We start from the raw sequence: 25,241 nt of genomic DNA, 5'->3' as shown, positions 1-25,241 counted from the left end.
CCTGGCGTGGGGTATTACCGCTTAAACGCGAACCTGGAACTAGAAGGTTACGTATGGAATGACTTAACCATTAAGCGAGATACGACCGTTACTGTTAATGGCATATCTAGCAGTTACCGTCTATCCATCCGTAACGGCTACGATTATCTTCTTAATGAAGCCGGGGAACTGTTGCAAATTACAGACGGCTACCGGAATAATGTGAATTTTCACTATACGACTTTGAATGGAAATCAAGTAATTTCAAAAATTGTAAATAGTGAGGGTCAAGCACTGACATTTGCTTATGACAACCTTAAGGTTACCGTACAACTAGCTGGAACAGATCGGAAAGTAACCTATACACAACGTGAAGACGATGGGATTCGTATTTTGCGAGAGTTTACGGATGCATTAGATCGTACAACTACGTATACGTACTATTATCCAGAATCCAAATTTAACTTTTTACCTGAATTGCAAAGCAACCAGAATGCTCAAGGTGTGATGCACACAGCATTGTTATCACGTATTACAAGCCCTTCATCAGCTATAACAGATTATGCATACATTCCGGCGTTGAAGCAGATCGGAGAAGCTTCCTCTCATTTCGTATTTAAAGTCAGAGAGAGAAAGAGTCATTTTAGTACAACAGATGGCGAAGGCTTCCTAGGCAAGGTTAACTTTGAGTACTCTGAGGAAGATCTTGACAGCTATGGTCAATCTGCATCATGGACAACGAAAGTAAAAGCAGAGAACACTGTAGATACTTGGATGTTTTCCAAAACGTTTAACGCTGCAGCGCATCCAGATTTGGTTTATGCAGATAAGCACATGTTAACTGGAGATGACACAACTTCTTCCACGGAGTTCCAGTATGACAGTCAAACGAAGCGGAACCTTCCCATTCAAATGACAGAGTGGGTTAGTGAGGGTGGCCGTAATGGCGAAAAACTGAGCACGACTTACACATATGATGAGGACGGAATGGTAACTTTCGAAAAGCTTAGTACAGGGCAAGAATCAACTTATGCGTATGAAACAGGAAGAACACCGTATCATTGGATCAAGCCTATTCGATCGACAACCAAGATTAATAGTTCATTGGAGAGATACACCGAAACAACATATAACAGCCAAGGTACCGTCTTGAAAAGTACAACTAAAAATGGATACAGTGGACAGCTGCTCTCTGAGTCGGAATTGAAGCTGGACAGTAAAGGAAGAGTTGTAAGCACCACAGATAAAGGCGGCTATCTGGCAAAAGACAGCGTCACAACACTAAGTTATGATATAAATGCGGGACATCTAGTCCAATCGGAAGCTATAGTTGTAAGTGATATTGCTGGGAAAGCTGAATCATACGTAAACTCCTATGAGTATAACAGCGCTGGGGAATTGACCAAAACAACAGATCCTTCAGGTGAAGAAGAAGTATATCAGTATGATCAAGCAGGACGGATCCTTCAGTCCATACATGCTGACGGTACCAAATCAATGACATCCTATGATGATACCAAAAATATCATTATCAATACTGCACCAGACGGTATAATTACCAAAGAGCAGTACAATCCATTGGATTTATTGGTTGAAGAGCAAACAGCAGAAGCTACTTACAAGTATGCCTATGATCGTGAAGGTAATGTTACAGCTGTTGAAGATGCAGAAGGGAATGTTACAAGATTTGTAGTTGATGCATTTGGACAAACGACCAAGACACAGTACCCAGATAAGTCCACCTCAACCACAACCTATAATTTTGTCGATCGGATGGTAACCTATGAGGACGCGGCTGGTAACAAAACCCGAGAGAAGAAGGATCTATTAGGCCGCTTGACAGTGATGGAAGAATATCGAAATGGTTCATACGTTCCATTACAACAAAACGAGTACGATCTGGACGGAAACGTAATAGCATCCATTGATGGCAACGGAGAGCGAACGACTTATACGCACGATGCGATTGGACAAATAACAACTGCGACAACACCAAAAGAAGAAACAAGTCGCTATTTCTACAGCAATCAAGGTCAAGTAACGCAGGTAGTATCGTCGAACGGACAAACGGTAACCAAGCAGTATGATGAGTTGGGAAGATTGATTAAACAAACACCTGCTATTCTGGATGGTTCTGCAACCAGCTACTATTATGATAAACGAAGTAATCTAGTCAAGAAGCAAGATCGACTTGGTCAAGTAATAGAATATACCTACAACAGTGACAACATGCTCACTAGCATGAAGGCGCCGGATACGAGCGTATCTTACACGTACGATAATGTTGGACGCAGAATATCAATGACTGACGATCATGGGAAAACCACGTACAGTTATCAAGTATCAGATGGTATGTTAGATGGACTAACGTTTCCAGATGGAACACAGCTGAAATATGAAAGTAATACCCAGCAACGTCTAGGGTATACCATGACAGATGCACAAGGACAAGCATTGCGTGTTCACGGTGAAGTAGATGCTATGAACCGGGTAACTTCCATGGACATTACCTCAGGAACAACAATTGTGGATCGAATGACGTTCAGTTATGCACCAAACAGCATGTTGGAAAAATTATCTTTTGGTAAAGGACTTAGTACAAGTTACCAGTTCAGCGGATATGATCTATCAGGAGTTACTATTTCTCAAGGGACATCCACGGTACATCAGTTTACTTATGAATACGATGGAAACAAAAATATCACTTCTCGGACACAGAACGGAGAGGCTGATCAATATACGTATGATGAACTGAGCCGGATTCAGGCCGAAACGGGTACACAACAGGAAACATACACATACGACTCTAATGGTAATCGGTACAGTACAGGAAATAATAAGGTCTATGGGCTGAAAGATGCGCAGTACACGTATGACAGCCAGAACCGCCTGATTAAAGCAACAGGTGAAGGCAAAACGGTGACCTATAGCTACAACGGAGATGGGTTATTGTATGAACGTACCGAAGGTGAGCAGACGGTTCGGTATTATTATGATGAGCAAGCCAAACTGATGGCAGAAGCAGTTGTAACATCCGGCAAGGTGGAGCTTACTTACGCTTATATCTATGACTTGTATGGACAGCTATGGGCTCGGCAGGACAAGAAGACAGGTAAATTAGAATACTACCAGTTGAACGGACACGGAGATGTCATCGGGCTTGTGGACGATACAGGTCAAGAATTAAATAAATATACGTATGATATCTGGGGTGGACCGTTAACAACGGAAGAAAATGTGCCAAATGTACTTCGCTATGCAGGAGAGTATTGGGATGAGACGGTAGGGCTTCAATACTTGAGAGCTCGGTGGTATGACCCTAGCATGGCACGATTTATCGGTGAGGATACGTACGAAGGGGAATTGAATGATCCACTGAGTTTGAACTTGTATTCGTATGTGCATAACAATCCGTTGAAATATGTTGATCCGAGTGGGCATATTCCAACAGTGATGGAAGCAGCAAATATGGCACAACATATATATGATGGTTCCAGAAAGGATGTACTTCCTGGAGGATGGGGACTTGAGTGGATTATTTATAATAATGAGGGGTTAAAGCTGGGTGTTTATTCTAGAATGAAAACAAATAAGACTAAAGAATACGCCTTGGTTAATAAAGGCTCCTCAACTGGAGGAGATTGGCTCAATAATGTAGAGCAACCGTTTGGAATATCTGATGATATGAAAGATTCAATTAAAGAAGCTAAATACTTTGTAAAGACGCATCAAAGCAATGAAATAACTATGGTAGGACATTCAAAAGGAGGAGCAGAAGCGGCTGCTAACGCAGTTGCTACCAATAAAAACGCTATAATTTTTAATCCTGCAACTACTAGTTTGAAATCATATGGTTTAAATTCTTCAAAGTATAGTGGTAGAATGACAGTATATATTGTAAAAGGCGAAATATTAAATCAGGGACTAAAAACATTTTCAAAACCAATTGATAGGCTAATTTATCTACCAACACAGTATCCAGTTAACTCAAAGTGGAACGTGAAAAGAAATATCCAAAATTCATATAAAAACCACTCAATGGATGCTGTTAAGAGTGCTTTGAGAGAGGCGGGATATAAGTGAAAACGGGGATCCTAGTACTACTGGGAGTTCTGGTACTGATTTTTCTGTTTATTTCTCTGCCATGGTTGCTAATTTTTATAGGAATGAAGACTATGCCGAACCCGGCATTACCAAAAGTTGAATATGGTGAGTTCCCATTTCGTCTAGAGTATGATATTAATGGTCAGCGAAAGGTAATCCAAGACACATTAATCGTCGAGTATGATGGTATTGGAATGGATGAGGGGAATGGCAAATTCAGAAAGTGGAAGCAAAGATTGAAAAGTGGTAAGGAGAATATTACTTTGTTAAAGGTGAATAATTCATTCGAAATATATTACCCTCCTGGAAGTACCAAGTATTATATGGATGATTTGGAAGATTACGTTGAATACAAACACTCTTTCCCTGATGCAGAATTTATTGAACGAGATGGGGAAATAACAAGGTATGGGGTTGTCTATGCAGAAGAACTATTGGACAAGTACAAAATTAAATTGATTAGTTGGGATTATACAGAACCTATTCAAAATTCATTTTTGGAAACAGACTAGTATTTGTTTTAACGTGTGTTGAGATGTATAAAATACATTCTAAAAGAATCCTAAGCAATTCATTGAAGCTGTTGTCTGTAATTCACAGGCGGCAGCTTTTTTGAATTCCAATATAACCCTCAATCTTGGTGATGGGCGTAACTTTTTCCTGAAATAGAAGTCTATTAATAGAAGAGTATGCTAGAGATCTAGCCTTTATCTGCAATTTGGTAGAGAGGTGTAATCTCTAAGATTGATATACAAGATGGGAGAGACGTTTCGAACATGCTGGGGAAACGCGAGAAACAGCTGGTAGACGTTAAGGGTAGTAAGGCGAAGAAATGGATGATCGTGACGCTGGCAGGCGTAATCTGGATTGCACCGGTTATGGATGTAGGACAACAGGTCTTGTCTGGAACCTCATGGCAATCTGTGGCTGCAGCGGCATCTACAAATACAACGAAGCTGGGAGAAGAGATTCTCACTTCCGGTGCGAAGCTAATGAAATACAGATATACAACGACACGCTCGGGCTCTAAGGTGAATGTCCTGGCCGACGTTATCCAAGTGGATCTACAGAATCCGTATGTGAAGCTAGATGTGATGACAGGTAAAGGCGGTACGCTGAACACGAAACAGAGCACGGGTGGTATGGCGAAGGAAAATGAAGCAGTTGCCGCGGTAAATGGCGATTATTTCAACGTATCAGGCGAGCTGGCACCCATTGGTGGACAAGTATCGGATGGCGTTCTGATCTCTACACCTTCTGAACTGTCAGGCATGTATGCTCTCACGGTAACCAAAGACGGCAAGCCGATGATTGATGAATATTCTTTTGATGGCACAGTAAAAGCAAGTGATGGTTCAACCTTCGCTCTGCGTGGGATAAATAAAGAGGACTATACGGTAGAATCCGGCGCGGTGAAGTACAGCCATGCGAACTCGATGTATATTTATACACCAGCCTGGGTTTCGGATAAACGTCCGAATGACCCTTCCACCACACCAACTGAAGTACTCGTACAGAACGGCGTAATCACCCAAATATCGGATAAAAAAGCACTGAACATGAAGGTGCCAGCAGATGGGTATATTTTGCGTGCTCATGGAACGGCGGCAACGTGGATCATGAGTCATCTGTCTGTTGGTCAGCCACTCACTGCGGATTACAAGTTAAAGGCCAAAACGACAGGGCAAACGGTTGATCCGAGTAATCTGGACATGATGATTGGTGGACACACCATTCTGGTGAATGGGGGCAAAGCGGCGGCATTTTCCCGTGACATTGCCTCATCCGGTATCGGTGGTATTCGTGCAAGAACAGCGGTGGGATACTCGCAGGATGGTCGTTACGTGTACATTATTGCTGCAGAGAAAAACAGTAACAGTAGCGGCATGTCGCTAAACGAACTGCAATCCTTCATGACCAGTGTCGGCGTATGGAAAGGTATGAATCTGGACGGTGGTGGATCGACTACAATGGTAACCCGTCCATTAGGAGAGCAGTCTGCAGGTCTTACCTTCAACACAGAGTATGGTACGGAGCAACGTCAGGTTGTTAATACACTGGGGGTATTCTCCACGGCTCCAGAAGGTAAACTGAAAGGCTTCGCGATTAGCGGCAGCAAAACATTGTTAGTTGGTCAGCAAGGAACGTATACGTCCAAAGGCTATGACACGTACTACAATCCGATTGCAACAGGGGATCTTAACTTCTCATGGAAGTCGAGCAACAATGGCATTGTTAGTGTGAGTAATGGTGTGATCAAAGGCGTGAAGCCAGGAACAGCTACACTGACTGCATCAAGCAATGGCGCTTCTTCTTCCATTAAAGTTACGGTACTCGGTGGAAGCGAACTTGCTTCCTTGAAGGCTGGATCAGGGCTTGGTTCACTGAAAGCTGGCTCAACGATCTCTATCCCGGTTACCGCACAGACGAAAGATGGACAGAGCGTAACGGTTCCGGCAGATTCACTCACTTGGGAATTTATCGGATTCAAAGGTAAGGTTGCAGGAGATCAGTTAACCGTATCTTCAGTCAATTCGGGGGCGCAGGTTGGTTATGCGATCGGTCGTTATGATGGCTATAGTACCGTTGTCGTTCTCTCTGCTGCTGCAAGTGAGACGATGTGGGAGAATTTTGAGAACGTGAATTACCCAATTAACTTCACTACGAATGCAGCAGGTGTGACGGGTTCAGCGACGGTTGTTAATGGAACAGGTGAGAAGTCAGGTTCCAAGGTGCTTGAACTGGGCTATGATATGACTGCAGGAACAGGTAAAATGTATGCTTATGCACAACTCAACGGTACAGTTGGTAGAGAAGTATCTGCGGCGGCAACCTCCATGTCGCTAGATGTGATGGGCGATAAGAGCTTGAACTGGCTCCGTGCAGAGTTCACTGATGCGAATGGTAAAACCGTCTATGCTGATCTTGCGAAGGCAATTGATTGGACAGGTTGGAAGAAAGTGAATGTCGATCTGAACGGTCTGAATATTGCTTACCCAGCGAAGCTGAAGCGAGTGTACGTGGTTAATGTGGAAGAGGGTCAGGACGAACGTGCGATGACAGGTAAGGTTGCTTTTGACAATATTGCCTTCACGATGCCATCTAAATCAAGCGAGGTTGGACTGCCGACGGGCACAGCTTCCTTAGTGCTTGGACAGAAGTCGATGACCGTTAACGGAACGAAAAAAGCGATTGATGCAGCACCTGTATTGAAAAATGGAACAACGTATGTACCAATTAAGCATGTATTGGATGCATTTGGCGGACAGGCGAGCTGGGATAGCAAAAATCAACGTATTACCGTTTTGCGTGGTGGAAAGTTGATTGATCTTGTGGTTGGTCAGAAAGAATTCATTATTAATGGTAAAAGACAGAGTGCAACTGTAGCTCCGTATGTATCAGGGGTAGGACTTTAGTCCCTCTTCGTCTCGTTTCCGAGCAACTTGGATTGACTGTAAAATGGGAACAGAAAACGAAGACCGTTACCATCTCATCGTGATATGGTATGATATATACCGGAAACGATAGAAATGGAGTCGAACAAACGTGGATTTACAAGCCGATGCCATAGACCGCGTCATAAAAAACGCCATACAAGTCATGGAAAACAGCAAATATCAAATGTTCGAAATCATGGACTCGACGCGTGAGGAGCTCAAGACCCTCAATGAAGAGCTGAAGTCTGTTCTGAAGGAAGCGGCGGAAACGATCGAGAAAGTAGATCAATTGGAGCTGAATTACCGCCGCTCCCGGATTCGGCTTACCGAGGTGAGTCGTGACTTCGTCCGCTATTCCGAGCATGATATCAAGCAGGCGTATGAGAAAGCGACACAGTTGCAGCTGGATCTGATGATTTATCGTGAGAAGGAAATGTATCTCAAAGCCCGCCGGGATGATCTGCAGAAGCGCGCCAAAAATGTGGAGGCTTCGGTAGAGCGTGCCGAGACCATCGGTTCCCAAATGGGTGTTGTCTTGGAGTATCTGTCAGGTGAACTAGGTCAAGTGACCCGGATTATCGAATCTGCCAAGAATCGACAAATGATAGGTTTGAAAATAATTTTGGCCCAGGAAGAAGAGCGGAAACGTATTGCACGTGAGATTCATGACGGGCCTGCGCAGATGCTTGCCAATCTAGTGCTTAGGACGGAAATTGTAGAAAGAATGCTCATTAAGCAGGATTTTAAGATGGTTCAGGCCGAAATAGTAGATTTGAAGGGCCAGGTTCGTTCCAGTCTTGAAGAAATGAGAAAAGTAATCTTCAATCTGCGTCCAATGGCACTGGATGACCTGGGATTAATTCCAACGCTTCGCAAGTACGTGCAGGATTTTGAAGTAAAAACAAAAATCCGCGCGCTTTTTGAAACCAGAGGCAAGGAACATCGTTTATCTTCTGCTATGGAGGCGGCGATCTATCGTCTCGTGCAGGAGGGGCTGTCCAATGCGGCCAAGCATGCTTATCCCACTTATGTTGTAGTGGAAATTACATACCAGGCTCAGCTCGTCAAAATTGTCGTTCAAGACAATGGGCTTGGGTTCAAACCGGAGCTTCTTGCACAGAAAAGCAAGGATCATACCCACTTCGGTCTGATTGGGATGAGAGAGCGGGTTGAACTGTTAGAAGGAAGAATAGAGATCGAATCGGGCGAAAATCAAGGAACCAAAATCGTGATTCATATCCCGACAAACGTGGATAAGGGAAAGGAGTAGCAGGATGGAAAACCGTGATACTGGTAAAACATCAATTAAAGTTCTTTTGGCTGATGATCATCAGCTGTTCCGTGAAGGGCTTAAACGCATTTTGAATATGGAGGACGACATTGAGGTCATCGGTGAATGTGGCGATGGAATTCAAGTGCTCGAATTCTGCAATCAGGAGAAACCAGACATCGTCTTGATGGACATCAACATGCCAATCGAGAACGGGGTTGAAGCAACAGAGAAATTGCGTGAGCTGTTCCCGGATGTCAAAGTTATTATTTTGTCGATCCATGATGATGAGAGCTATGTATTTGAAACGCTTCGTAAAGGGGCTAACGGATACTTGCTGAAGGATATGGAGGCAGAGTCTCTAATTAATGCGATTCGTTCTGTTCATGAGGGACATGCATTTATCCACCCTAAAGTAACAGGCAAATTGATTATGCAATTGCGTCGTATGACGTATCTGAATGAAACTGGTGCGATGAGTGAGGGAACTTCCAAAGAGGCAGGCGTGAAGTTTGTCGCTGGCGATAATAACCCATTGACTCGTCGTGAGGCTGAAGTATTGCGTTTGATGGCCGAAGGTAAGAGCAATAAAATGATTGGTGAATTCTTGTTCATCAGTGAAAAAACCGTTAAAAACCATGTCAGCAGCATTCTGCAGAAGATGGAAGTGGATGACCGTACACAGGCTGTTATCAACTCGATCAAATATGGTTGGGTTACGCTCTAATTTTTATTAATGAAAAGTACCTATGTATGATTAGTTAAAAGTTTGATTATAGATTACTGTTCACTCGCGCCTTTTCCAAATATTGGATTACTTCGCGGGTTAATAGACTTTATTGCTGCAAATGAGCAAAGAGTAAAGGTGTACGGAACATCTGTTCAACGTTGAGCATGGATGAGTAATGATCTAGCCTTTCTTTTGTCTCCAGCGTCGATCGGGGATAAGAGGTTGTACAAGATAGTATCTTGGAATACGCGAGATAAGCGATGTGAGTCTTCACATATGTAACTGTAACCCTTCGTAGTGTGCGGCATATACTGCTGTATACAGGGATGTTCGCCACGGGTGAGCATAACCTTCCGAGGAGGTGCAGTTGCCATGGTTGCTCATTTGACTATGATTCTGCTCATATACTTCCTGGCGGCAGTGGCCGTTCATGCGATACACCAGCGCCATCTATCCCGTCCGGAATCCGAAGGCTTCGAGCAGATTCTGCTCATTCCTTCTAATCAGGAACATCGGATCGAAGGTATTGTAAGGGCACTTTGCCGGGAATTGCTCTACCGTGGAAAAAGCTTCACGATGACGGTTGTCGCTGAACGTAAGGAAACGGAGACAGTTCGTATTATTGAGAAGCTAATGCTCAGGCAAGGCATGGAGCTATCTTACTTGCCTGTTGTTCCCTCTGATATGGAACAGGCTCTACAGACGGAGAAGCATGGGGTTCGTTTAATTGACCTACGTGAATCTAAGCTGTGAACAATGTTGTGACCTGGATTAGTCAGGTTGTATAGATCCGCAGAAAAGATTACAGCATTGGCTGTAGTCTTTTTTTGTAATTGTAGTCAAGGTTGCTATTAAATTGGAAATGGGTTTTTATGCAATGTATGGATATTGCGCTAAAGAATTGGATGTTGCAGAGCGAAACTACATTGGGACGATTCGAGTTAGATCGATTGTACAATGGACGCTCTTAGGACATATGCTTTTTGACTCGCTGATATCCCATTGCCATAGACTCATTTGAACTCGGAATTCTTAACTTAAAAGTATAGACGATTTCTTCTGGAAAAAGTTTCGCATAATAATTAGAAAGATTCTCGTTATTAGAGGAATGCTCAAAAGTATTCTATAGGGTGAATTGACTCCTATGAATGAAGGATAGCAATAGAGGCACCTTTGCCAAATATATCTTTTGCGAATATGTGATCTACCTCTTAGTAGCTTGCTTCTTAATAGTTGTCTTATTGTTGCAAGGATGTGAGAGTTGACCGATGGTAGTGATGTCCATATAATTACTTATTATGGATAATGATTGGAATGTGTACATATCAGCGGAATGGACGAATTACTGAGGTGAAAGAATTGAAGCAGTCTTTAATTAGTTTGCTAGTGTTGTTTGGTATAATCTATAGTGGCCTAAGTGTTGATCCAAACACAATAGTTGCTGAAACCGATAATATGGATGACCTTCCTACACAGGAGAACCTGTCCTTAGATGATTTTGATGTGCAAGATATTCCGGATATATACGGTACCTCGCCTGACACGACATTTAAGTTCATGTTCAATGGACGTGTACTTGAGCCTGAAGAATCTATTCTTGTATGTACTGCCGCACCAGGGCAGCCATGTCATGAAAAGGATGAAGAACAGTAAATAGAATAATTAGTGTTTGAAAAAATGGACATGAAGCACATGCGCCGGCGAATCGCTGGGAGAGCATGTGCTTTTTTCGTTTTACTTGGATGTGAGTGTGGATTGAATTGTGCATCTTGATGAGAAAAAGGGAGGGGAACACAGTGAGAGTGGCGTTGTATGTATGTAGGGTAGAGCTTGGATGGAGCATGATGTTGTCACTGGACATCCGTGTGGATGTGAGTTGGTGGGTGGAGGGAGCGAGTGGTCGACGTGTGTCTCGTTGGCTGTTGCTGCATGAGGCGTTACCGTTAAGCCAGGCATCGTGGATGGTAGAGCATTTTCGCATGGAACGAGATATGGATCAGTGGCGGGAAGAACAGTGGCAGGCATATGTGCGCGGCAAAATAGAAGCGTATGAGCGGGCTTCTGGGGAACACGAAGCCCGGCGTAGCGCAGGTGGCGGCAGGCATGAAGCTGCCGCACTGCGGGGTGGGGGTGGCGGGGCGGGATGACAGAGTCGTATCCCGCCTGGGCATGGGCTCAGCTCGAACAGGGCGCTGCCCTGCTGGCTGAGCAATTACACGGCCGCCAATTACTGGCGGCCGAGGCAGAGGCGCTGCTGGCGGACACCGCCCCGCCGCTTGCCTCTGCCTGGCGCGCGGCTGCGCAGCTCGCGCACCTACATGGGCGGCTAAGCATCGCTGCCGCCCTGGAATGGCCTGCCACGCGGCATCGCCGTGCGTGGCTTGGTAGCGCGCAGAGCGCGCCGCGCTGCCGCCGGTGTGGCAGCGTAGCCGAGCAGCGCGTGCCCTGCGCTGCTTGCGGCCAAGCGGCGTGTGCCTACTGCGAGGCTTGCCTCGCGCTGGGGCGCAGCCGTGCCTGTGCGCTGCTGCTGCGTAGCGCAGCGCCTGGAGCCGTGCCCGTACGCGGCGGAGCATCGCGTGGCACGGCGGGTGTTTCCACCGGCGATGATTTGAGCCGGTGGGGGCTTAGCCCTGCGCAGAGCGAGGCGGCTGCCGCGGCGCTGGCTTTTTTGGCTAAGCCGCCCGCAGGGGGCGAGCCGGGGAAGTTTTTGCTGTGGGCTGTGACAGGAGCTGGTAAGACCGAGATGATTTTTCCACTATTGAACCACATTTTGGAGCGTGGCGGTCGAGCACTCGTCGCTACACCGCGCAGGGACGTCGTATTGGAGCTGGCTCCGCGGCTTGCGAAGGCATTTCCAGACATTTCACTCGCTACACTCTATGGCGGCAGCACCGAACGTTGGAAAGACGCCCAGCTCACCTTGGCGACCACGCATCAGCTCATGCGTTTCTACCGAGGGTTTGACCTAGTGATCATCGACGAATTAGATGCATTTCCTTACCATAATGATCCGATGCTCGCCCATGCGGCCACGCACTCGTGCAAGCCTGACGGACATTTTGTGTATTTATCTGCTACCCCTCCATCCAGGCTGCAGAGAGAAGTTGCACAAGGAAGATTACTTCATGCGAGAGTACCCGTACGTTTTCATCGTCACCCATTGCCTGTACCTCAGCTGTTGAAGATGTCCACGGTGGCTCAGTGCATTCGGCAAGGCAGTATTCCAGCTGCTCTGAAGAAAGGCATTCAGATTTCATTACAGAGAGATGCACAAATCTTCGTTTTTGTTACCCGAATTGCGCAGATTGAGGCGTTTGTGAACCTCATGCGTCGTCAATTCCCACAAATTCATATCGAAGGCACATCATCTCAGGACGCTGAGCGTGCCAGTAAAGTTATCGCTTTTCGTGAACGCACCATCCGCCTGCTCGTAACCACGACGATTCTGGAGCGGGGTGTCACTATTCCACGGAGTGATGTATTTATTCTGGATGCAGATAACGGACTTTTCGACGAAGCTTCCCTCGTGCAGATGGCTGGCCGAGCAGGGCGCTCCATGGATGATCCAAAAGGAAGAGTTGTCTTTGCATCATCTCGCCGTACACGATCTCAAGTGAAAGCCGTGGGTCAGATCAAAAAAATGAACAGCATTGCCCACCGCAAAGGCTATCTACATCCAACGAAAAAGCGAAACTAAATAGTTAGTACAGGCGCGCCAGGTGACGAATACGTACAGAGCTGAACTTTTGGCTTCACGAAACAATTAACTCTCAAATACAAGCACCCATAAAGAACTCAATGCACCTATACGCAGTGCAAAACAATCCAACGACTGGAGGCTACCCTCATGCCCTATTGGCTTGACGCGATTACCGAACACCTACAGCCACTGACCCGGCGACTACACCATCTGCTTGCCCCGCCAGGAGTAACTTGCCTAACCTGTAACACACGATCGCTCCTATCTTCGACGTATCCTGGAATATGTCTCAAGTGTGTGGAGCGAATTCCGTGGATTCGTTCCATCCGTTGTCCGCGGTGTGGTCGGGGAATGGGTTGCCCTGACTGTGCCCGCCCGCATATGCAAAACCGCTCCTTCACCTGCAACCGCAGCGCCGTTCAATACAATGAATTAATGAAAGAATGGATTGGCATGTACAAATTCCGAGGACATCAGCGCTATGCCCCGCTCCTAACGTCACTGCTCGTGCAGGCGTTTCAGGCGATGAGCGAAGAGATGACTGCTGCTTTGGCAAAAGAACCCCTTGCTCCTGTGGCTCATGCCGCCACCTTTGCCCAGAACCAGGTGAATGCGGGACAGCATCCACCCCGACCAAGCGCGCCCCATGAAGGGCACGCTCAGCAAAACCGCTCGCACACATCAGCAGATGTGCGAGCCAACCTACTCGCGGCGACCCGCAATCCGCTGTCGCTGCTCCAAAGCTCCAAGCCGCGATGGCGGCCTGACGCGGTAACTTACGTTCCCGTCAGCGCTGAGCGCCTGGCCGAGCGCGGCTTCAATCAGGCAGAGCGACTCGCTGCTGGACTTGCTGCAGCGACCCGCCTGCCCCTCGTTGATCTGTTGCAACGCCAGATCAACACCACGAAGCAGAGCTTCAAAACACGCGGCGAGCGGATTCAGACGATGCAGGATGCTTTCGCCATCCAGCCGAATGGTGTGGAGCTATTGCAATCACTGCAAGGGGAGGCTCATTACCATTCACAAGTGCACCCACTCCAGCTCCCCGCAACCTCTTCTATATACGAAGAAGTACAACATTCAACGCATCCATCATCAATGACCAACCCCACTACTAATCTAAGGCAGCCGCTACGCTTGCTACTTGTAGATGACATTTATACAACAGGGAGCACCTTGGATGTTTGTGGACGGGTTATATTGAATACAGGATATTCTCACGGCATACCTATCGAGATTTACACCTTAACATTAGCGAGATCTTGAACTTCTATGGATGGCGCAAGGAACTAATTTTGATGAGAATATGAAGAAAAACTGTCTATATAGTTGTGATTAGCTTTAACGAGATAACTCCTCTTGAAAACGAAAAAAGGACTATATCTTCGGTGCGAATATATGTTCTTTTATTAATGAGTAAATACTGTATGAGTCCATCTTTTATGCATTAAAATCATTTTGAATATCAGTTGTTTAACGAAATAATGATGAGAGTTTACAATTAAGAAAAAATTTCCATGCAAAAAAGAGGGATTGCTGTAATAGTGTAGAATAGATAATTCTGCCATTTACCACAGGTGACAGCTTCGGGAGGGGCACAATATATCTATTTGAAGGGGAGAAGAACGGTGGTTGCAAGACGAAAAAATGGATTGTATGTATGGACTGTCCGTTTACTAGTATTTGTACTGGTATTCGGACAGTTTGGCGTGTACGGGGGAACCGTGCACATGCAGCGAGCGGTACGATTGTATCATCTGATAAGGATTATCGTTATGTCCTCTCACGGCAGGGCGACACAATCAGCGTGAATCAGGAACCAATTGATCTGGGTTGGGTGAGATCGTACAGCTTTTCAGCTAAGGGATATTCTTTTTCAAGAAGTCAGTCAATTCAGGGGACGGTAAAGGACATTACCAACGTAACATTCGGCTCGTATACGTCAACTTACGCTGGCACAGTGAATAATGCATTTCTTATTGATTTCAATGAGGTATGGGAGTATTACAGCGTTATGGAGTACAGACAGTCTGGGATGGAGCCCGGATACTGGAATATTTCCAAGGTGGATGAATTGGGTTTGGAGACACCCAGATATGTGCAAAGTTTTGAAACAGCGCAACTCAGTTTGGTTATTAATGCCGACACAGGTAAGGTGGTTGATTTCGTCTCCAACCTGAATCCGTATTATACTCGAAAAGCAGAATCCTTTAGTTTTGTGAAAGAAACCGGCATTAAGACACCGATTACTACAGTTCCAGCTACGCCTACTGATTTAGCGGCGACTGCAAGTGATACGGCAATTAATGTGAAATGGAATGCTGCTGACCAAGCGGTGCAATATGAGATTGAAGAAAATGGTGAAGTGAAAGAACCGTTTTTTGGGGTGCAATATCAAACCACTCCAATTAAACCGAATACTACATACACTTACAGAGTGCGTGGGATTAACACCATAGGAACAGGACAGTGGAGTGAGCCGTTTGTAATCACAACTTCACTGGAGAAGCCAGTGCTGAAAGTAAATTCCGAAGAAAGTAAAAATACGATTGAGTGGAAGGCAGTAGAATTCGCAGAGCGTTACCAATTACAGATTGATGGTGGCACACCGATTGAAATCGGGAATGTGAGCTCCTACGTGCATGAGGGGCTAGAAGCTAATTCAACACACACCTACACGCTGAAGGCCTTCTCAGCTACCAATGAAAGTGCATGGAGTAAATCTGTAAGTCAGCTAACGGTACCGGATCGTGCCGATGGATTGATGGTTACCGATGCGACCCTGAATAAGCTGACTCTGGCTTGGGCAGGGGTTAAGGGGGCTACAGGATATGACCTTGAGATCAATGGAGCAATTACAGCTGTTACTGGAACTACGTATAGCAAAACAGGACTGACAGCAAATACAGAGTATAGTGTTAGAATTCGACCTAAAAATGCGGGTGGAGCAGGAAGCTGGAGTGATTCCATCACAGGCATTACCCAGATGACCACACCTGTAGTTGAGACTAGTCCTTCTCAAGAAGAGGTTATTCTTGTTTGGGCAGCAGTTGAGGGGGCTACCTCATACGAAGTTGAGGCAGATGGAGTTATTGTTGAAGGGATAGAAGAGCTGATCTATTCACATTCAGGACTCACACCGGGAACAGCGCATAAATATCGTGTACGAGCAATCAGTGAGAACAACACAAGTGCATGGTCAGCGATCAAAGCACAAAATACGTTACCAGGTTCCGTTGACGGACTAGTGGTTAGTGCGACAACGAATGCAGCGATCACGTTGAAATGGAATGTTGTATCAGGTGCTACGGGGTATGATCTAGAAATTGATGGAGCGACGGTTGCAGTTACAGGTTCGACATACACGAAGAGAGCGCTTGAAGCCAATACAGAGCACACCTTCCGAATTCGCTCGAAGAACACTGCAGGGGCAGGGGCATGGAGTGAGCCTGTAACAAGTTTAACGCAGTTTAATACACCTGTATTAAAGGCCACAGCAGAAGAAAAGGCTATAACACTAACATGGCCGGCTATACCGGATGCTACCGAATATGAGATTGAAGCGGATGGAGTGGTATCCACTGTTACAGAGCCGACATTCACACATCTGGATATATTGCCGGGTACATCTCACAAATATCGTGTACGTGTTGCCACGGTGAATAATACTAGTGCATGGACAACGGTATTAACACAAAGCACGCTACCTGATTCTGTTGCAGGTCTGATTGTGACTACGGCCACCAATACAACTTTAGCAGTGAAGTGGAACAAAGTAACAGGAGCAACTGGGTATGATCTGGAGATTGATGGAACTATCATCCCAGTCAGTGCATTGACGTATAACAAAACGGCACTTGCAGCCAATACAGAGCACACCTTCCGCGTACGTTCCAAAAATGCAGCAGGTGTAGGTGCATGGAGCGAAGTGATTACAGCAACCACGCTACTAAACACACCAGTGTTGAAAGCAGCTTCAGAAGAAACAGCTATTAAATTAACTTGGGCCGATGTAGCTGATGCAACAAAGTATGAAATTGAGGCAGATGGAATCATTGTAGGTACGGTTAATGAACCGACATATCAACATATGAATTTGTTACCTGGAACAGCACATAAATACCGCGTACGTGCTTTGACAGAAACGAACACGAGTGCATGGACTGCTGTTTTGTCGCAAAATACATTGCCCGGATCTGTGACAGGGTTAAATGTAACTTCGGTAACGAACGTAGCTATTGCGCTGAAATGGAACGCAGTTACGGGTGCAACCGGATATGACCTAGAAATTGATGGCACGGTTGTGCCGGTCAGCGGATTGGTTTATACGAAGAGTGGCCTAGGGGCGAATACGGATCATACGTTCCGCGTACGTTCCAAGAATGCCGCTGGAGTGGGCGCATGGAGTGAAGCAATTCTTAGCACAACGATGCTTAATACACCTGTATTGACAGGTACATCCGAAGAAACGTCGATTACATTAACCTGGCCTGATGTTACAGATGCTACGAAATATGAGATTGAGGCAGACGGAATCATTGTAGGAACGGTAAGTGAACCGACGTACCAACATGGCAACTTGTTGCCTGGAACAGCACATAAATACCGTGTGCGTGCGTTAACAGAAGATAACACAGGTGCGTGGACAGCTGTTCTATCTCGAAATACTCTACCAGGCTCTGTTACAGGCCTCACAATTACTTCTACAACAAGCGCAGCCATTGCACTGAAATGGAATGCGGTGACAGGAGCAACTGGGTACGATCTGGAGATTGACGGCACGGTTGTATCAGTTAGCGGATTAGTGTATACGAAAAGTGGTCTAGGTGCGAATACGGATCATACCTTCCGAATTCGTTCCAAAAATGCAGCAGGTGTGGGTGCATGGAGTGATCTGGTGACAGGTGTAACACAGTTGAGTGTGCCTGTACTGAAGGCAGCATCTGTGGAGACGGCAATCACGATTACATGGCCAGAGGTTACCGATGCGACCAAGTATGAAGTTGAAGCCGATGGGGTTGTCGTTGGAACCGTTACTAATCCTAAATACACCCATGAGGATATCCTTCCGGGTACTGCCCACAAGTATCGAGTACGCGCATTGACCGATACCAATAGCAGTATCTGGACAGCTATTTTGACACAAAGTACATTACCGGGATCAGTAACCGGTCTGAACGTTACTTCTACAACAAGTGCTGCCATTGCATTGAAATGGAATGCAGTGACTGGCGCTACCGGTTATGATCTGGAGATTGACGGTACGGTTGTATCAGTTAGCGGATTAGTGTATACGAAGAGTGGATTAGGTGCGAATACAGATCATACCTTCCGGATTCGTTCCAAAAATGCAGCAGGTGTTGGTGCATGGAGTGAACTGTTAGCGGGCACGACGCTGCTTACTACACCAGCTTTGAAAGCAATGTCTGAAGAGACCTCGGTTACCTTGACATGGGCAGAGGTTAAAGATGCAACCGCATATGAAATTGAAGCAGATGGTACCATCGTAGGCACTGTGGATGAGCCAACCTATGTGCATAATAAGTTACTTGCAGGAACTGTTCATAAATATCGTGTTAGAGCATTGACGGACACCAATGCCAGTGCTTGGACGGCTGTCCTTACACAGAATACAATACCAGGTTCGGTATCAGGACTCAGTACCACTTCTGTGACCAATACAGCCATTGCATTAAAATGGAACGCTGTCACAGGAGCAACTGCATATGATCTAGAGATTGATGGTGTAGTGGTACCTGTATCAGGCGTAGCTTATAACAAAACGGGCTTGATCACAAACACAGAGCATACCTTCCGGATCAGATCCAAAAATGCCGCTGGTGTGGGAGCGTGGAGCGATGTCATTCAAGCGAAAACACAGTTTAATACACCAGTATTGAAGGCTGCATCAGAAGCAACGACTATTACTCTCACTTGGGCAGAAATCAAAGATGCAACGAGTTATGAGATTGAAGCCGACGGAGTTGTAGTTGATACAGTAACCGAACCTTCATACGTGCATTCTAACTTGCTTCCTGGCACAGTACACACGTATCGGATTCGAGTATTAACAGATGACAATTCCAGTGCATGGACGGCTAAATTAACTCAGTCTAGTCTGCCGGGTACAGTATCGGCGCTAAGCGTGAGCAATGCAACGACTATTGCAATCGCGATGAAGTGGAATACAGTGACGGGTGCAACAGGTTATGACTTGGAAATTGATGGTCAAGTTCTTTCCGTTTCTGGCACAGCCTACACGAAGAGTGGTCTACTACCTAATACAGAGCATACCTTCCGTATCCGCGGCAAAAATGCTGCTGGAACGGGTGTCTGGAGCGAGATTGTAACAGCCTATACTCAGCTTAGTGTGCCTGTTGTCAAAACGACATCAGAAGAAACAGCAATTACTTTAAACTGGGCTCCAATTGCAGATGCAACAGCATATGAGATTGAAGCAGATGGAGTCGTTGTAGATCGTGTAAGTGAACCGACATACACACACCGTGATTTACTTGGTGGGACAGTTCATAAATACCGTGTACGTGCATTAACAGAAAATAATAGCAGTGCCTGGACAGCGATATATTCTTCAAGTACGTTGCCAGCAGTGGTTTCTGGTTTAAGTGTAAATACAACAACAGCTAACGCCATTGCCATACGATGGAATGCGGCTATAGGAGCTAGTGGTTATGACCTTGAGGTTGATGGTGTTGTTGTAGCTGTAACAGGAACAACGTATTCACGCAATAACTTTACACCAAACACAGAGCACACCTTCCGGATTCGTGCCAAAAATTCGATCGGTGCAGGCGCTTGGAGTGAATCTCTGATACAGACTACACAACTTGCAACCCCGGTGCTCAAAGGTACCGCGGACAAAACAAGTGTTTCATTGACTTGGGATTCTATTGCGGGCGCATCGTCGTATGAGATTGAAGCAGATGGTCAGGTTGTTGCAATTACGACGGATCCATCGTGGGCACACGTAGAGTTGCTGCCTTCAAGCTTGCACAGATACCGCATCCGGGCATTCAATGAGCAAAATACAAGCATCTGGTCCTCAATCCTAAGTGTGAGAACGACGTTGAACTAAAGTCCATACTGTCTTGGATGTTAAATTATCCTTTAGTTCAGAGACTAGGTTGTACTTCTTTTTATAGAAGTTACACACATACGCAGGTTGAATTTATGAAAGATTAGAATAAAACATTTGGAAGAGAGGAATAAGGTTGCGTAGTTATGCACCATATTCCTCTCTTTTATTTCGCGAATCCCTATGGACTTGATATGAGAAAATAAGGTAATCTATAGATATTATCCATGCGGAATGAAAGTGTGAGAGGGGCGTTTAAGCGATGAATCTGGGTAATTGTCCTCGCTGTGGTCGATTATATGCAATAAATATCCGGGAAGTATGCGCAAACTGTATTAAAGAAATAGAGTTAGAATACCAGACTTGTGTAGACTACTTACGTGAGAATAAAGGTGCTAATATTCAGGAATTGTCTGATGCAACGGAGATTTCGATTAAGCAGATCACCAAGTTTATTCGGGAGGGACGGATTTCCATCGAAAACGCCCCGAATATGATGTATCCTTGTGAAGTGTGCGGTACCTTGATTCGTGAAGGTCATATGTGCGACTCTTGTCGTAACCGATTGACCAAGGATTTGGCCGGGGCGGCTCGCGAAGTAGGTCAGAAGGAGAACAATAATCTAGGCGGACGAACCTATAATGCTGTCGACAAACTGCGCGATTCATAGGAATCAGGGCTTAATTACGTGATTTGCTATAACAAATGTTTTGGAACGTACCGATAAACTTATTAAAGATTATCGGTTTTTTTTATTATCCTAATTATTTGATAACGTAAAGATAAAGTAAGAAAAGCGAATATCGATGTAACCCAAGGAAGAAAGACCACAGGTAGTAGTAGTTTTTCTGATGATTAGAGAATCTTCGGCATTGCTGAAAACGTATCATTCTATAATCTAAAAATCCTAAGGTGGAAGGAAGTGTAGTTCACATGAAGATCAATGAACCAAATCGAATTGGTGCTATCAATTCATATCAGAGGAACGTTGAATCCAATCAGCAGGCTGAGGCTAAGAAAAGCCGCCGTAAGGACGAGGTATCCATTTCTCCGGAGGCGATGAAGATGCTTGAGGAACAAGGTCGTACACAGGATGTAGGACGTTTGGAGCGTATCCAACAGTTGAAAGAGCAAGTGAGCTCAGGAACATATCAGGTAGACAGCAGTAAACTTGCCGACAAGTTGCTGCCGTACTTTAAGTCTTTTGATAAGGAATAGGTGATCATGTAATGGCAGCACTGGACAGATTAATTGCAGTATTGCAGCAAATGGAACAAAGTCACCGCGACATGCTGGCACTTAGCGAGATCAAGCGACAGGTGATCGTCAAGAACGATGTGGATGAACTCATTGCCGTTCTGAACAAGGAATCTAGGTTTATGAAGCAGCAGGAGCCATTGGAGACTGAACGACAGCGTGCTGTGCACGAACTGCTTCAGGAGCGGGGAATCAAATCCATGTTGAATCTGAACATTACCGAAATTTCCAAATTGATTTTTGATCCGGCTGACAAGCAGCGATTACTCGAGGTTCAGAAGAAGCTTGCGGGAACATTACAAGAATTGAAGGAAATCAACCAATTGAATCAAAAGCTGATCGAGCAGTCCTTGATGTTTATCGACCTTTCGATGGACATCTTCGCTTCAAGACCAGAACAGGATGCCACATATCAGCATCCTGCCGATAAGAACGGCAATCCAGGGCGAATCGGTCTGTTTGACACGCGTGCCTGAACATTAGGGGGAAACTAAGTGGCATCTACATTTCATTCAATCGAAACGGCTAAACGCAGTTTGTTCACACAGACGACAGCTCTTAGCACAACAGGCCATAACGTAGCGAATGCGAATACAGAAGGGTACTCACGTCAAAAAGTAAATATGCAGGCAGCTATTCCTATGGAGCCGTTTGCATTCCTGCACACAACAACACCTGGCCAACTTGGTACAGGGGTGGAGTTCAGCTCAATTACTCGTGTACGTGAGAAATTTCTTGATGATCAATTTCGCAACGAAAATACGAATTTCGGAAGCTGGTCCATCCAGCGTGATACCTTAGAGAAACTTGAAGCGATTGTAAATGAACCCTCTAACACGGGTTTCCGTACTGTTATGGATAACTTCTATAAATCATGGTCTGATCTAAGTAAGAATCCAGAAGATGTTACAGCACGCCGAATTGTAAAAGAAACGACGCTGGCTCTAACAGATGCGATGAATCAGATTAGCCGTCAATTGGACGCGTTAAGTCAGGACTTGAATAGCAATATTGAGGTGAAGGCAAACGAAGTTCAAGGATACCTTGGCAACATTGCTAACCTGAATAGTGCTATTGTGAAGGTTGAGTCGCTTGGCGACAATGCCAACGATCTACGTGACCAACGTGATTTAATGACAGATAAGTTGTCCAAGATTATGAATATTACAGTTACTGATTCTCCACAAGGTTACCAGATCCAAATGAATGGTGAAGCCCTTGTTACTGGTGGAGCTGTAACGACGGAGGTAACTTCCGATTTTCTGAACACAGCTTATACTGCAGGAACACTCACCAATGGTGAGGTCCACGGGATGATTAAGTCCCGAGACACCCTAGTGAGCGATTACCGGAAACAAATGGATGAACTTGCTAATACGCTCGCAAATGGCGATATCAAAATTACAATCCCTGCTGGTTCTGTTTTGCCTGAAAATACGGTTATCGATGGCGTTACTTATTCTGGGGACGATCGTATTCTCAAAACAGATTTAAAAGACGTTATTGTCAAAGGTTTTAACGGACTGCATCAGCTTGGATATAGTCTGGATGGAGGGACATCTCCAGGAATTCCATTTTTCACAGTAGCGGGTACAGATCCGGCTAATCCGGTATACACCGGAATAACGGCTGGTAACATTTCGTTAAATGCAGCTATTGTAGCAGATCCGAACAAGATTTCGTCATCTTTGCGTACAGTGACAGATGCTTCTGGCGCAGAAACCTTAGTAAAAGGGAACAACACACTTGCTATTCTCATTGCTAATTTGAAGGATACACCTATGCAATCTGCCGACGGTCTACGCAATGCAACCATTGGTGCACAATTTAGTGCAATTGTTGGACAACTGGGGGTTCAATCTCAGGAAGCTGCACGTCAAACATCGAACACAGAGTTTTTGGTGCAGCAAGTGGAAACTCGTCGCCAATCAGTTAGTGGCGTATCGCTGGATGAAGAGATGGCGAATATGATCAAATTCCAGCATGCATATAGCGCATCCGCGCGATTTATGACCACATATGATGAATTACTTGATAAATTAATTAACTCTACTGGTACAGTAGGCAGATAATAGAAGGGAGTGGCATAACTAGACCATGAGAATAACGAATAACATGCTTAGTTCCCAATTGCTATTGAACTTGAACCGCAATGCACAGCAGATGAATAATACGCAGACTCAGATGGCGACCGGCATGAAAATTAACAAGCCTTCAGATGATCCGGTAGGTATTACTTACTCTCTACGTTACCGTGCCGAACTGGCGTCGAACGAGCAATATCAGAAGAATGTTGATAGTGCGACATCTTGGTTGGATTTTAACGATACTGTCATGGATCAGGCGGGAAGTATCGTTCAGCGTTTGCGTGAGTTGACTGTACAAGCATCTACTGGAACGAACCCGCAATCTGCCCTCGATAGCATCAAAGAAGAAGTTAGTCAGTTGAAAGAACAGCTCATTGATGTAGCCAATAGTAAACTGAATGGTAAATATATATTCAATGGTGAGACATACGACATTAAACCTTACCAATTTACCAAAGATGCAAATGGGGCTTCTGACACGACAGATGCGGCTTCTGTTATTACTGATACAGGGAAAATCAATTTTATTGTAGGCGAAAGTGTCCAGTTACCTATCAACGTAACAGGTAATGAGGCATTCGGAAATGAAGATGAAGATGATAATCTTTTTGTAGTTTTGAATACCATCATTCAAGCATTATCAGATGGGGATCAGAAGGAATTATCCAATCAACTCGGTACCATTGATAGTAGAATGGACAAAATGCTGGCCATCCGCTCAGAGATTGGAGCCAAAACGAATCGAATTGACTTAATGATGGGACGTTTGGATGATCTGGGTGTGAATTTGACCGATCTTCAGGCGAAGGTTGAGGATGCCGATTATGCTGAGCTTATCATGAAGTCTAAAATTCAGGAAAATATATACAACGCTTCTTTATCAGCGGGATCCAAAATTATATCACCGTCTCTTGTGGACTTCTTGAGATAAAAGGAGGAGCTGTATGAGTACTCTTCCTGTTGTTCAGATTAGAACAACTCCATCTCTCTTGAGCATAGATGCTGATCTAGGACAGTTTTCATTGCGCCAGCCTAAGGCGGATGTACAGCTTCAGACAAGACCTGCCAAGTTAACGGTTCGAAGTCATGCTCCAGAGCTAAATGTTGATCAATCAAAAGCATTTGCAGCCTATAATGGTGGAAATATGATTGATATGAATGCTCGAATTTATTCGGGTATTCAGCAGATTTTTTTGCAAAACATCGCTAATCGTGTTCAACAAGGAGATCAACTGGCTGAGATTCATAAACCAGGTAATACGATTGCTAATATTATTGGTGAGGATTGGCAAGGGACGTCGTTTCCTGAAATGCGAGGGCCAGCATCTATTGATAATGTAGATGTTCGTGTTAATGTCCGTGCTCCGGAACTTAATTACACACCAGCCGTTTCAGAGATGAATGTTACGGTCAATCGACCTGAAATTGAGTATCAACGTGGTAAACTGGACATCTATGTGAAGCAGTATGCATCGATACAATATACACCACCAGCTATTGATGTCGGAATGTAACAACTATAGAGTAGAGCTGTAGACAGTCTTGAAGCAGACATCTACAGCTCTTTTTGCGTAAAATCTT

The 25,241-nt window shown here is 45.1% G+C and carries 17 protein-coding genes and 1 pseudogene; all 18 read left to right on the top strand.

Annotation, left to right across the window (positions count from 1 at the left end):
- Positions 1-6: 6 nt before the first annotated feature.
- The 18 genes and pseudogenes from DMB88_RS27035 to DMB88_RS26950 all read left to right on the top strand — a co-directional run bounded on the left by DMB88_RS27035 (position 7) and on the right by DMB88_RS26950 (position 25,174).
- Positions 7-4,062 (top strand): RHS repeat-associated core domain-containing protein, encoded by a 4,056-nt coding sequence (locus DMB88_RS27035; RefSeq protein WP_128103765.1) that lies wholly within the window; start codon positions 7-9, stop codon positions 4,060-4,062.
- Entirely contained in the window at positions 4,059-4,595 is a 537-nt protein-coding gene (locus tag DMB88_RS27030; RefSeq protein WP_128103764.1) for a hypothetical protein, read from the top strand. Before DMB88_RS27035 ends, DMB88_RS27030 begins: the two co-directional genes overlap by 4 nt.
- A gap of 264 nt (positions 4,596-4,859) precedes the next feature.
- Positions 4,860-7,582 (top strand): annotated as a pseudogene (locus DMB88_RS27025) (stalk domain-containing protein).
- 47 nt (positions 7,583-7,629) lie between these two features.
- Positions 7,630-8,790 (top strand): sensor histidine kinase, encoded by a 1,161-nt coding sequence (locus DMB88_RS27020; protein ID WP_128103763.1) that lies wholly within the window; start codon positions 7,630-7,632, stop codon positions 8,788-8,790.
- Positions 8,791-8,794: 4 nt separating this feature from the next.
- Positions 8,795-9,517: a response regulator transcription factor gene (locus tag DMB88_RS27015; protein WP_056693769.1), complete on the top strand. Its 723-nt coding sequence runs from the start codon at positions 8,795-8,797 to the stop codon at positions 9,515-9,517.
- Between the two features lie 375 nt (positions 9,518-9,892).
- A complete protein-coding gene (locus DMB88_RS27010) occupies positions 9,893-10,273 on the top strand; it encodes a hypothetical protein (protein WP_128103762.1) in 381 nt (126 codons plus the stop codon).
- A 561-nt stretch (positions 10,274-10,834) separates the two neighbouring features.
- The gene (locus DMB88_RS27005; protein ID WP_128103761.1) at positions 10,835-11,173 is read left to right on the top strand and encodes a hypothetical protein; all 339 of its coding nucleotides are present in this window, start codon (positions 10,835-10,837) and stop codon (positions 11,171-11,173) included.
- Between the two features lie 143 nt (positions 11,174-11,316).
- Positions 11,317-11,667: a hypothetical protein gene (locus DMB88_RS27000; protein ID WP_128103760.1), complete on the top strand. Its 351-nt coding sequence runs from the start codon at positions 11,317-11,319 to the stop codon at positions 11,665-11,667.
- Positions 11,668-11,960: 293 nt separating this feature from the next.
- Entirely contained in the window at positions 11,961-13,217 is a 1,257-nt protein-coding gene (locus DMB88_RS26995) for a helicase-related protein (protein ID WP_368028226.1), read from the top strand.
- 150 nt (positions 13,218-13,367) lie between these two features.
- The gene (locus DMB88_RS26990) at positions 13,368-14,486 is read left to right on the top strand and encodes a ComFC family protein (RefSeq protein ID WP_128103758.1); all 1,119 of its coding nucleotides are present in this window, start codon (positions 13,368-13,370) and stop codon (positions 14,484-14,486) included.
- A 362-nt stretch (positions 14,487-14,848) separates the two neighbouring features.
- Positions 14,849-15,031 (top strand): hypothetical protein, encoded by a 183-nt coding sequence (locus tag DMB88_RS26985; protein ID WP_128103757.1) that lies wholly within the window; start codon positions 14,849-14,851, stop codon positions 15,029-15,031.
- Positions 15,028-20,316 carry a fibronectin type III domain-containing protein gene (locus DMB88_RS26980; RefSeq protein WP_128103756.1) on the top strand — a complete coding sequence of 1,763 codons (5,289 nt, stop codon included), beginning with the start codon at positions 15,028-15,030 and terminating at the stop codon, positions 20,314-20,316. Before DMB88_RS26985 ends, DMB88_RS26980 begins: the two co-directional genes overlap by 4 nt.
- 262 nt (positions 20,317-20,578) lie before the next feature.
- Positions 20,579-20,986: a TIGR03826 family flagellar region protein gene (locus tag DMB88_RS26975; RefSeq protein ID WP_128103755.1), complete on the top strand. Its 408-nt coding sequence runs from the start codon at positions 20,579-20,581 to the stop codon at positions 20,984-20,986.
- A 263-nt stretch (positions 20,987-21,249) separates the two neighbouring features.
- Positions 21,250-21,534, top strand: coding sequence for a flagellar biosynthesis anti-sigma factor FlgM (flgM, locus tag DMB88_RS26970; RefSeq protein WP_128103754.1), 285 nt, complete (start codon positions 21,250-21,252; stop codon positions 21,532-21,534).
- A gap of 11 nt (positions 21,535-21,545) precedes the next feature.
- Positions 21,546-22,049, top strand: a complete 504-nt coding sequence (locus tag DMB88_RS26965) for a flagellar protein FlgN (protein WP_128103753.1) — start codon at positions 21,546-21,548, stop codon at positions 22,047-22,049.
- Between the two features lie 18 nt (positions 22,050-22,067).
- Positions 22,068-23,645: a flagellar hook-associated protein FlgK gene (gene flgK, locus DMB88_RS26960; RefSeq protein ID WP_128103752.1), complete on the top strand. Its 1,578-nt coding sequence runs from the start codon at positions 22,068-22,070 to the stop codon at positions 23,643-23,645.
- Between the two features lie 25 nt (positions 23,646-23,670).
- Positions 23,671-24,591, top strand: coding sequence for a flagellar hook-associated protein FlgL (gene flgL, locus DMB88_RS26955; protein WP_128103751.1), 921 nt, complete (start codon positions 23,671-23,673; stop codon positions 24,589-24,591).
- Between the two features lie 13 nt (positions 24,592-24,604).
- Positions 24,605-25,174: a DUF6470 family protein gene (locus DMB88_RS26950; RefSeq protein WP_128103750.1), complete on the top strand. Its 570-nt coding sequence runs from the start codon at positions 24,605-24,607 to the stop codon at positions 25,172-25,174.
- The last annotated feature ends 67 nt before the right edge of the window (positions 25,175-25,241 follow it).

This window comes from Paenibacillus sp. DCT19 (genome assembly GCF_003268635.1).
Taxonomy (GTDB): Bacteria; Bacillota; Bacilli; order Paenibacillales; family Paenibacillaceae; genus Paenibacillus.
The sequence above is the reverse complement of the archived record's forward strand: the minus strand, read 5'-3'. Positions and strand labels throughout refer to the sequence as shown.

Coding starts and splice junctions, on each gene's coding strand:
- DMB88_RS27015 (WP_056693769.1), top strand. CDS start 8,795: ATGGAAAACCGTGATACTGGTAAAACATCAATTAAAGTTCTTTTGGCT.
- DMB88_RS27010 (WP_128103762.1), top strand. CDS start 9,893: ATGGTTGCTCATTTGACTATGATTCTGCTCATATACTTCCTGGCGGCA.
- DMB88_RS27005 (WP_128103761.1), top strand. CDS start 10,835: ATGTGTACATATCAGCGGAATGGACGAATTACTGAGGTGAAAGAATTG.
- DMB88_RS26990 (WP_128103758.1), top strand. CDS start 13,368: ATGCCCTATTGGCTTGACGCGATTACCGAACACCTACAGCCACTGACC.
- DMB88_RS26975 (WP_128103755.1), top strand. CDS start 20,579: ATGAATCTGGGTAATTGTCCTCGCTGTGGTCGATTATATGCAATAAAT.
- flgM (WP_128103754.1), top strand. CDS start 21,250: ATGAAGATCAATGAACCAAATCGAATTGGTGCTATCAATTCATATCAG.
- DMB88_RS26965 (WP_128103753.1), top strand. CDS start 21,546: ATGGCAGCACTGGACAGATTAATTGCAGTATTGCAGCAAATGGAACAA.
- flgL (WP_128103751.1), top strand. CDS start 23,671: ATGAGAATAACGAATAACATGCTTAGTTCCCAATTGCTATTGAACTTG.
- DMB88_RS26950 (WP_128103750.1), top strand. CDS start 24,605: ATGAGTACTCTTCCTGTTGTTCAGATTAGAACAACTCCATCTCTCTTG.